The 9,132-nt window shown below is 56.7% G+C and carries 9 protein-coding genes; 6 read left to right on the top strand and 3 right to left on the bottom strand.

Features of this window, described 5'->3' with window-relative positions:
• Positions 1 to 133 precede the first annotated feature (133 nt).
• The gene (locus ACOT0L_RS23390) at positions 134 to 286 is read left to right on the top strand and encodes a Hok/Gef family protein (protein ID WP_022646767.1); all 153 of its coding nucleotides are present in this window, start codon (positions 134 to 136) and stop codon (positions 284 to 286) included.
• 121 nt (positions 287 to 407) lie between these two features.
• Positions 408 to 1,082, top strand: coding sequence for a tetratricopeptide repeat protein (locus ACOT0L_RS23385; protein WP_126504335.1), 675 nt, complete (start codon positions 408 to 410; stop codon positions 1,080 to 1,082).
• A gap of 84 nt (positions 1,083 to 1,166) precedes the next feature.
• Here the strand turns inward: ACOT0L_RS23385 and gltP are convergent, their stop codons facing one another.
• Positions 1,167 to 2,480 carry a glutamate/aspartate:proton symporter GltP gene (gene gltP / locus ACOT0L_RS23380; RefSeq protein ID WP_022646765.1) on the bottom strand — a complete coding sequence of 438 codons (1,314 nt, stop codon included), beginning with the start codon at positions 2,478 to 2,480 and terminating at the stop codon, positions 1,167 to 1,169.
• Positions 2,481 to 2,903: 423 nt separating this feature from the next.
• Here gltP and acs point away from each other — a divergent pair, with 423 nt between their 5' ends.
• From acs to actP, 3 genes are all read left to right on the top strand, one after another.
• Complete coding sequence (gene acs / locus ACOT0L_RS23375; RefSeq protein WP_023299100.1) at positions 2,904 to 4,862, top strand: acetate--CoA ligase; 1,959 nt, start codon at positions 2,904 to 2,906, stop codon at positions 4,860 to 4,862.
• Positions 4,863 to 4,996: 134 nt separating this feature from the next.
• Complete coding sequence (locus ACOT0L_RS23370; protein WP_022646763.1) at positions 4,997 to 5,311, top strand: DUF485 domain-containing protein; 315 nt, start codon at positions 4,997 to 4,999, stop codon at positions 5,309 to 5,311.
• Entirely contained in the window at positions 5,308 to 6,957 is a 1,650-nt protein-coding gene (actP, locus tag ACOT0L_RS23365) for a cation/acetate symporter ActP (protein WP_023299099.1), read from the top strand. Before ACOT0L_RS23370 ends, actP begins: the two co-directional genes overlap by 4 nt.
• Before the next feature lie 33 nt (positions 6,958 to 6,990).
• On the opposite strand, the gene ACOT0L_RS23360 is transcribed toward actP, so the two are convergent.
• Positions 6,991 to 7,680, bottom strand: a complete 690-nt coding sequence (locus tag ACOT0L_RS23360) for an LrgB family protein (protein WP_022646761.1) — start codon at positions 7,678 to 7,680, stop codon at positions 6,991 to 6,993.
• Positions 7,673 to 8,083: a CidA/LrgA family protein gene (locus ACOT0L_RS23355; RefSeq protein WP_022646760.1), complete on the bottom strand. Its 411-nt coding sequence runs from the start codon at positions 8,081 to 8,083 to the stop codon at positions 7,673 to 7,675. The genes ACOT0L_RS23360 and ACOT0L_RS23355 overlap by 8 nt, the downstream gene beginning before the upstream one ends.
• 102 nt (positions 8,084 to 8,185) lie before the next feature.
• Here ACOT0L_RS23355 and ACOT0L_RS23350 point away from each other — a divergent pair, with 102 nt between their 5' ends.
• Positions 8,186 to 9,073 carry a LysR family transcriptional regulator gene (locus ACOT0L_RS23350; RefSeq protein WP_022646759.1) on the top strand — a complete coding sequence of 296 codons (888 nt, stop codon included), beginning with the start codon at positions 8,186 to 8,188 and terminating at the stop codon, positions 9,071 to 9,073.
• Positions 9,074 to 9,132 lie beyond the last annotated feature (59 nt).

The raw sequence follows: 9,132 nt of genomic DNA, 5'->3' as shown, positions 1-9,132 counted from the left end.
TGGCTTTGACATATCAGGGACTATTCCATTTCATCGTCCAACAAAATGGGTGCAGTACAACCCGAGGCTACCCCTCAACCCCCAACAGGTTGAGAGTAGCCTCTTATTCTTTTTTTCACAAGGAGTAAAAGGCATGACGCCATTAAAAACTGCGTTAGGCATCGTCTTTATTATTTGCCTGACGATAGTGATCTTTACCTTTATTACTCGCGGTAACTTATGTGAGTTTTCAATAAAGAGTGAACATCAGGAGGTGGCGGCGAAATTAGCCTGTAACGCAGGCTAACCTCTTCGGGCGGAACGCGTGTTCCGCCCGGCTTGTGGGATGCTGAGGTCTTAACGCACCCGTTTTTTTCTTCTGTCGCCGCGATTATACTGCGCGGCGTGTACCCAGATGATAAGAATCCATGAAAACCCTTTTTCTGATGTTGTTATTTTTAACCGCCTTTGCCCGTGCCGATGAGATAGGCAGCCAGTATCGTAAACAGGCGGAAGCCGGTGATGCGCGCGCCCAGTATTATCTTGCCGATACGTACTTCAGCTCCGGCGACAGCAAGCAGGCCGCGCTGTGGGCCGAGAAAGCGGCGAAAGGCGGCAATGTCGACGCCATGGCGCTGCTGTCGCAAATCCTCTTTACGCAGGGCGACTACGCACAGGCCAAAGCTCTGGCCCAACAGGCAAACATTGCGGGCAGCAAACGCGGCGCGATCATGCTGGCGCGGGTGCTGGTGAACACGCAAGCAGGCAAGACCGACTACCCGCAGGCCATTAAACTGCTGCAAACGGCGACCGAAGACATCGATAGCGACTCGGCGGTAGACGCGCAACAGCTGCTGGGGCTGATCTATGCCAACGGCGTTGAAGTCCCTCAGGATGACGTGCAGGCTGCGGCGTGGTTCAAGCGGAGTTCGGCTCTGTCCCGGACGGGTTATGCGGAGTACTGGGCAGGCATGCTGTTCAGGCAGGGTGAGAAAGGCTTTATCACACCGAATAAACAGAAAGCGCTTTACTGGTTAAACCTGAGCTGTACGGAAGGGTTTGATACCGGGTGTGAAGAGTTTGATGCGTTGAGCGGGGAGTAAATTATTGCCCGGTCGCGCTGCGCTTACCGGGCCTGCGGCTTATGTAGGCCGGGTAAGGCGAAGCCGCCACCCGGCATTTTTACATCATTGGTCAGCCGTTTTATCAAAACGACCCAGCACCTCGCGTTCATACGCCAGCGCTTTTTTACGGTCGAACTTGTGTTCCCACTTGGAGATTACCAGCACCGCCAGCGCATTACCCACCACGTTCAGCGCGGTACGCGCCATGTCGAGGATACGGTCCACACCGGCGATAAACGCCAGGCCTTCCAGCGGAATACCGACGCTGCCCAGCGTCGCCAGCAGCACCACGAAGGAGACGCCCGGCACGCCTGCGATACCCTTTGAGGTCACCATCAGGGTCAACACCAGCACGATTTCCTGCCACAGCGACAGGTCAATGCCGTACAGCTGAGCGATAAAGATTGCCGCAATACTCTGATACAGCGTTGAACCATCCAGGTTGAAGGAGTAACCGGTCGGTACAACGAAGCTGGTAATGGACGCCGGTGCACCGTAGGCCTCCATCTTCTCAATGATACGCGGCAGCACGCTCTCGGAGCTTGCCGTGGAGTACGCCAGAATCAGCTCATCTTTCAGAATGCGGATCAGGATCCAGATGCTCAGCCCGCACAGGCGCGCCACAATCCCCAGCACCACCAGCGCGAAGAACAGGATCGCGAAGTGCACCAGAATCACCAGCTTCGCCAACGGCCACAGGGAAGCAAAGCCGAAGTTCGCCACGGTTACGGCGATCAGCGCAAAAACACCCACCGGCGCATAGCGCATCACCATGTGGGTGACTTTGAACATGGTTTCAGAGATAGAGCGGAACACCGTTACCAGCGGTTCACGGTGCGTCGCGGGCAGGGAAGAAAGCCCCAGACCAAAGAGCACCGAGAAGAAGATGATCGGCAGCATCTCGCCCTTCGCCATTGACGCGATAATGTTGGTCGGCACCAGCGAGAGGATAGTCCCCATCAGCCCATGCGAATGGCTCTGCACGTCGGCGGTGGTGCTTTGGTATTTCGAAATATCCACCGTCGCCAGCTGCGACATATCAATCCCGGAACCTGGCTGGAACACGTTCGCCAGGGTGATACCAAGAATGATGGCAACCGTGGTGATCACTTCGAAATAGAGAATGGTTTTAACGCCGATGCGGCCTAACTGTTTCGCATCACCTACCCCGGCAATACCGACCACCAGCGTCGAGATCACAATCGGCACAACAATCATCTTGATCAGATGAATAAAGATATCGCCCGCTGGCGAGAGAAGGTTCGCAATCAGCCACTCGCGGCTGTCGCTATGGTAATGGAGGTAACTGCCCAGCAAGATGCCCAGCACAAGGGCCAGCAGGATCTGCCAGGCCAGGCTGACTTTCAAATTTTTCATAGAAACTGACTTCCTCAATGAAATCTCCGCACCAGCAAAACTGCATGAATATGGAGACATACTGAAAGGGTATGAATTGTGTTGCGTTGGTTTATGGGATTTTTTAACGCGCCGTATGAGTATCATTTGCACGGCATGCTGCGCAAGCCTTAAAGAACAAGGCATTTCACTGCAAAAAGCGTCATTGACGGTAATTAATAGCAATCCACATCAATAACCGATTGTTATGAAAAAACTTTTACAAACAAAAAAGTGAATAATTCTTCAGATGAATTATTTCCCTTCAAAGTTTCATTCGCTCAATTTTCATACTCTTCAGACATTGCGTGATCTGTCGCCCAAATACTAAACAAAGCTTGTAAAGCCCCTACTATTAACGTTTTTGCGACATATTATTAACATCTTACAAGGAGAAAAAAAGCCATGAGCCAAATACACAAACACGACATTCCCGCAAACATTGCGGACCGTTGCCTGATAAGCCCGGAGCAGTACCAGGAGAAATACCAGCAGTCCATTTCCAGCCCTGACGCATTCTGGGGTGAACAGGGCCACATCCTCGACTGGATCAAACCTTATCAGAAGGTAAAGAACACCTCTTTCGCGCCGGGCAACGTCTCCATTAAATGGTATGAAGACGGCACGCTGAACCTGGCGGCGAACTGCCTGGACCGCCATCTTGCCGAACGCGGCAACGAAACGGCCATTATCTGGGAAGGCGACGATGCCTCTCAGAGCAAACACATCTCATATAAAGAGCTTCATCGCGACGTCTGCCGCTTCGCCAACGTGCTGCTGGCCCAGGGCATTAAAAAAGGCGATGTGGTGGCGATCTATATGCCAATGGTGCCGGAAGCCGCGGTGGCTATGCTGGCCTGCGCGCGCATCGGCGCGATCCACTCCGTTATTTTTGGTGGCTTCTCGCCGGAGGCGGTTGCCGGACGTATCGTCGACTCGAACTCAAAGCTGGTGATCACCGCTGACGAGGGCGTGCGTGCCGGGCGCGGCATTCCGCTGAAGAAAAACGTCGATGAAGCGCTGAAAAACCCGAACGTGAAATCCATCCATAACGTCATTGTCTTCAAACGCACGGGCGGCAACATTGACTGGCACGAGGGCCGAGACCTGTGGTGGAGCGATCTGATTGAAAACGCAAGCGACCAGCATCAGCCGGAAGAGATGAACGCGGAAGATCCGCTGTTTATCCTTTATACCTCCGGATCCACCGGTAAGCCGAAAGGCGTGCTGCATACCACCGGCGGCTATCTGGTTTACGCGGCCACCACCTTTAAATACGTTTTCGACTACCATCCGGGCGACATCTACTGGTGTACCGCCGACGTGGGCTGGGTCACCGGTCACAGCTACCTGCTGTACGGCCCGCTGGCCTGCGGCGCAACGACGCTGATGTTTGAAGGCGTACCTAACTGGCCAACGCCGGCGCGTATGTGCCAGGTGGTCGATAAGCATCAGGTCAACATTCTCTACACCGCGCCAACGGCGATCCGTGCGCTGATGGCGGAAGGCGATAAAGCCATCGAAGGGACCGACCGCTCTTCCCTGCGCATCCTCGGTTCCGTGGGCGAGCCGATCAACCCGGAAGCCTGGGAGTGGTACTGGAAGAAGATCGGCAACGAGAAGTGCCCGGTGATGGACACCTGGTGGCAGACCGAAACCGGCGGCTTCATGATCACCCCGATGCCGGGCGCCACGCAGTTGAAAGCCGGTTCGGCCACCCGTCCGTTCTTCGGCGTGCAGCCCGCGCTGGTGGACAACGAAGGCAATCCGCAGGAAGGGGCCACCGAAGGCAACCTGGTAATCGTCGATTCCTGGCCTGGCCAGGCGCGTACCCTGTTCGGCGACCATGAGCGCTTCGAGCAGACCTACTTCTCGACCTTTAAAAACATGTACTTCAGCGGCGACGGCGCGCGCCGGGACGAAGACGGTTATTACTGGATCACCGGACGCGTGGACGACGTGCTGAATGTTTCCGGCCACCGTCTGGGCACGGCGGAGATTGAGTCTGCGCTGGTGTCGCATCCGAAGATTGCCGAAGCGGCAGTTGTCGGCATTCCTCACAACATCAAAGGCCAGGCGATCTACGCCTACGTCACCCTGAACCACGGCGAGGAGCCGTCGCCAGAGCTGTATACCGAGGTGCGTAACTGGGTGCGTAAAGAGATCGGCCCGCTGGCCACGCCGGACGTGCTGCACTGGACCGACTCACTGCCGAAAACCCGTTCCGGCAAGATTATGCGCCGTATTCTGCGCAAAATCGCAGCGGGCGACACCAGCAACCTCGGTGATACCTCAACGCTTGCCGATCCTGGCGTGGTGGACAAACTGCTCGAAGAGAAGCAGGCCATCGCAATGCCTTCCTAGTGTTTTCTCCCTCTCCCCGTGGGAGAGGGCCGGGGTGAGGGCATCAGACCGCACCTTCCTTCCATCACCCTAACCCTCTCCCCATTGGGGAGAGGGGATAAAAACAAACCAACCTTACCTTTGGAGACTCTGTGATGAATAACGATATTTGTCAGCAGATAGAGAATAGTGCGCACTACAGGGAGCTCGTCGAAAAACGGCAACGGTTTGCCTTTATCCTTTCCATCATCATGCTGGTTATTTACGTCGGCTTTATTCTGCTGATCGCCTTTGCGCCGCAGTGGCTCGGTACGCCGCTGCACGCCGGAACCAGCGTTACGCGCGGCATCCCAATTGGCATTGGCGTTATCGTTATTTCGTTTGTGCTGACAGGTGTGTATGTCTGGCGTGCGAACGGTGAATTCGATCGTCTTAACAGAGAAGTTCTGCGCGAGGTAAAAGCATCATGAAGCGAGTCCTGACGGCGCTTGCCGCCACACTTCCCTTTGCTGCCCATGCGGCAGATGCCCTTACCGGCGAGGTCCAGCGCCAGCCAACCAACTGGCAGGCGATTATCATGTTCCTGATTTTCGTGGTGCTAACGCTTTACATCACCTACTGGGCGTCGAAACGCGTGCGCTCCCGTAACGATTACTACACCGCGGGCGGCAACATTACCGGCTTCCAGAACGGGCTGGCGATTGCGGGAGACTTTATGTCTGCCGCCTCGTTCCTCGGGATCTCCGCGCTGGTTTATACCTCGGGGTATGACGGCCTGATCTACTCCCTCGGCTTCCTCGTCGGCTGGCCGATCATTCTGTTCCTGATTGCCGAGCGCCTGCGTAACCTTGGCCGCTACACCTTTGCAGACGTAGCTTCATACCGCCTCAAACAAGGCCCCATCCGCATGCTCTCCGCCTGCGGTTCGCTGGTGGTGGTGGCGCTCTATCTCATCGCCCAGATGGTCGGCGCGGGCAAACTGATCGAGCTGCTGTTCGGTCTGAACTACCACGTCGCGGTGGTGCTGGTAGGCGTGCTGATGGTGATGTACGTCCTGTTCGGCGGCATGCTGGCCACCACCTGGGTACAGATCATCAAAGCGGTACTGCTGCTGTTCGGCGCCAGCTTTATGGCCTTTATGGTGATGAAGCACGTCGGGTTCAGCTTCAATAATCTGTTTACCGAAGCCATGTCAGTGCACCCGAAAGGGGAAGCGATCATGAGCCCGGGCGGGCTGGTGAAAGATCCGATATCCGCGCTCTCGCTCGGTCTCGGCCTGATGTTCGGTACCGCTGGCCTGCCGCATATCCTGATGCGTTTCTTCACGGTGTCTGATGCACGTGAAGCGCGTAAAAGCGTGTTCTACGCCACCGGGTTTATGGGCTACTTCTACATACTGACCTTTATCATCGGCTTTGGCGCGATCATGCTGGTGGGGGCAAACCCGGCGTTTAAAGACGCGGCGGGCGCGCTTATCGGCGGTAACAACATGGCGGCGGTGCATCTGGCCGACGCGGTAGGCGGTAACCTGTTCCTCGGCTTTATCTCTGCCGTGGCCTTCGCCACCATCCTCGCGGTGGTTGCAGGGCTGACGCTGGCTGGTGCGTCTGCGGTATCGCACGATCTCTACGCCAACGTTTTCCGCAAAGGCGCAAGCGAGCGCGATGAGCTGAAAGTCTCCAAAATCACCGTACTGGTGCTGGGCGTCGTCGCCATCCTGCTGGGGATTTTGTTCGAGAAGCAGAACATCGCCTTTATGGTGGGGCTGGCCTTCTCGATTGCGGCAAGCTGTAACTTCCCGATCATTCTGCTCTCCATGTACTGGTCAAAACTGACCACCCGTGGGGCGATGATTGGCGGCTGGCTGGGGCTGCTGACGGCGGTGATTCTGATGATCCTCGGCCCGACCATCTGGGTGCAGATCCTCGGTCACGAAAGCGCTATCTTCCCGTATGAATACCCGGCGCTGTTCTCCATTGCCGTGGCGTTTATTGGGATCTGGTTCTTCTCAGCGACCGACAACTCGCCGGAGGGTAACCTGGAGCGTGAGAAATTCCGCGCCCAGTTTATCCGCTCGCAAACCGGCCTGGGTGTTGAGCAAGGCCGCGCGCACTAAACCTTTTCTCCCCGGTCGCTCTGGCCGGGGAACTTAAAACATCACCCACGCCACCAGCGGCGCGATTAATACCATTGTCACGCCCGAGAGCATCATCACCAGGCTTGCAACAACGCCTTCCTGCTGTCCCAGCTCATACGAACGTGCCGTCCCCGCCCCGTGCGACGCCGCACCAAACCCCGCGCCTTTCGCCATCCCTTCGCGAATGGAAAGGCGCAGAAACAGCACATCCCCCACTGCCATGCCGAACACGCCGGTCACCACCACAAACAGCGCCACCAGATCCGGCTGTCCGCCGAGCGGTTTAGCCGCCGCCAGCGCGAACGGTGTGGTCACCGAGCGTACCGCCAGGCTGCGCTGGATTTCATCAGACAGGGTAAACAGCCGCGCCAGCCAGACCGAGCTGCACACCGCCACTACCGTCGCGGTGACGACTCCCGCGCTGAGCGACATCCAGTGGCGTTTAATAATTGCCAGGTTGTCATACACCGGCACCGCAAAGGCGATAGTCGCCGGGCCGAGCAGCCACAGCAGCCAGTGGGATTCACCAATGTAGTTCTGCCAGGAGATATGGCCGAAGACCAGCATCAGCACCAGCAGGATCGGCGTAAAGACCAGCGGCATCAGCGGCAGCGTGCGAAAGCGGCGATACAGGCGCTTGTTGGCAAAGTAAATGACGACTGTCGCAATCAGGCATAGCACGCTTATCTGAAAGTTAGTCATGCTTCTGCCTGCTGATTTCAAAGCGATACACTTTATCCACCACCCAGGCGGTGGCGCCCAGCACCATCAGCGTGCTCAGGGCGATAACCGCAAAGATGCGCCAGCCGTCGACCATCAGCAGTTGCGCATAATTCACCACCGCCACCACGGCCGGAACGAAGAACAGCAGCATCTCCGCCAGCAGCCAGCGCGCACCGGCCCGCACCCAGCTAAGGGGCAACGCGCGACAGAGGATCAGCGTCAGCATCAGCACCATTCCCACCAGGTTGGCGGGTAAAGGCAGGTTCAGCCAGTCGACAAGATATTCAGCAAAAACAAACAGTCCCGCGTAGAGCAGTACCTGAACCGGTACCTGGAGTCGTTGAACAACGGCAGGCGTAACACGGCTTAACGCCACGGCCATGGGGGTTTTCCTCAGAAATGAGACGAGGCGCCAGTATAGTGAGCGTACGGTATCGACTGAAATGAATTAAAATCATCGAAGGTATAGTTTCGAGGAATAATCATGGACATAAGAACGCTGCGCTATTTTGTCGAGGTGGTTCGCCAGCAAAGTTTTACCCGCGCAGCGGAGAAGTTATTCGTAACCCAGCCTACCATCAGTAAGATGCTGAAAAACCTCGAAGATGAGCTGAACTGTACCCTGCTGATCCGCGACGGGCGCAAGCTGCTGCTGACCGATACCGGTCGCGTGGTGTTCGAGCGCGGGCTGGCAATTCTGGCGGAGTTCCGCCAGCTGGAGGCCGAGCTTGGGGACATCAACCACCTGACAAAAGGGCTGCTGCGGCTCGGCATTCCGCCGATGGTCGGCATGATGATGGCCGGGCCGATTAGCCTGTTTCGCCAGCGCTATCCCGGCGTTGAGCTAAAAATTTCTGAATTTGGCGGCCTGACCGTGCAGCAGGCGGTGATGAACGGTGAACTGGACGTGGCCATGACGGCCCTTCCCGTAGAGGAGGAAAGCGGCCTGGCGACGCTGCCGCTGTTCAGCCACCCGCTGTGCGTGCTGGTGCCGCGCTCCGGCGACTGGCTGAAGATTGAATCAGTAAAACCCGAGCTGCTCGGCGAACACCCGCTGCTGATTTACAACGAAGATTTCGCCTTAAGCCGCCAGCTGATGGCGCTGTTTAACCAGCACAACGTAAAGCCGCGCATTGCGGTGCGCAGCGGCCAGTGGGATTTTCTGGCAGCGATGGTACAGGCGGGCGTGGGGATAGCCATCCTGCCGCAGCCGATCTGCGAGCGGCTGGATAAAAACACGCTGCGCTGGATCCCGCTGGAGAGCGATCTGCACTGGCAGTTAGGGATGATCTGGCGTGAAGGGGTGTATCTGTCGCACAGCGCACAGGCGTGGTTGCAATGCTGTGAGGGGTTTTGGGTACCCTCACCCTAACCCTCTCCCTGTGGGCTGAGGGATCCCCAGTAATTTTTTTATGCAGAAGCAATAAAGTT

Source organism: Enterobacter cloacae complex sp. XAL002 (genome assembly GCF_049236805.1).
Lineage (GTDB): Bacteria > Pseudomonadota > Gammaproteobacteria > Enterobacterales > Enterobacteriaceae > Enterobacter > Enterobacter intestinihominis.
This window is presented reverse-complemented; position numbering and strand designations above follow the sequence as displayed.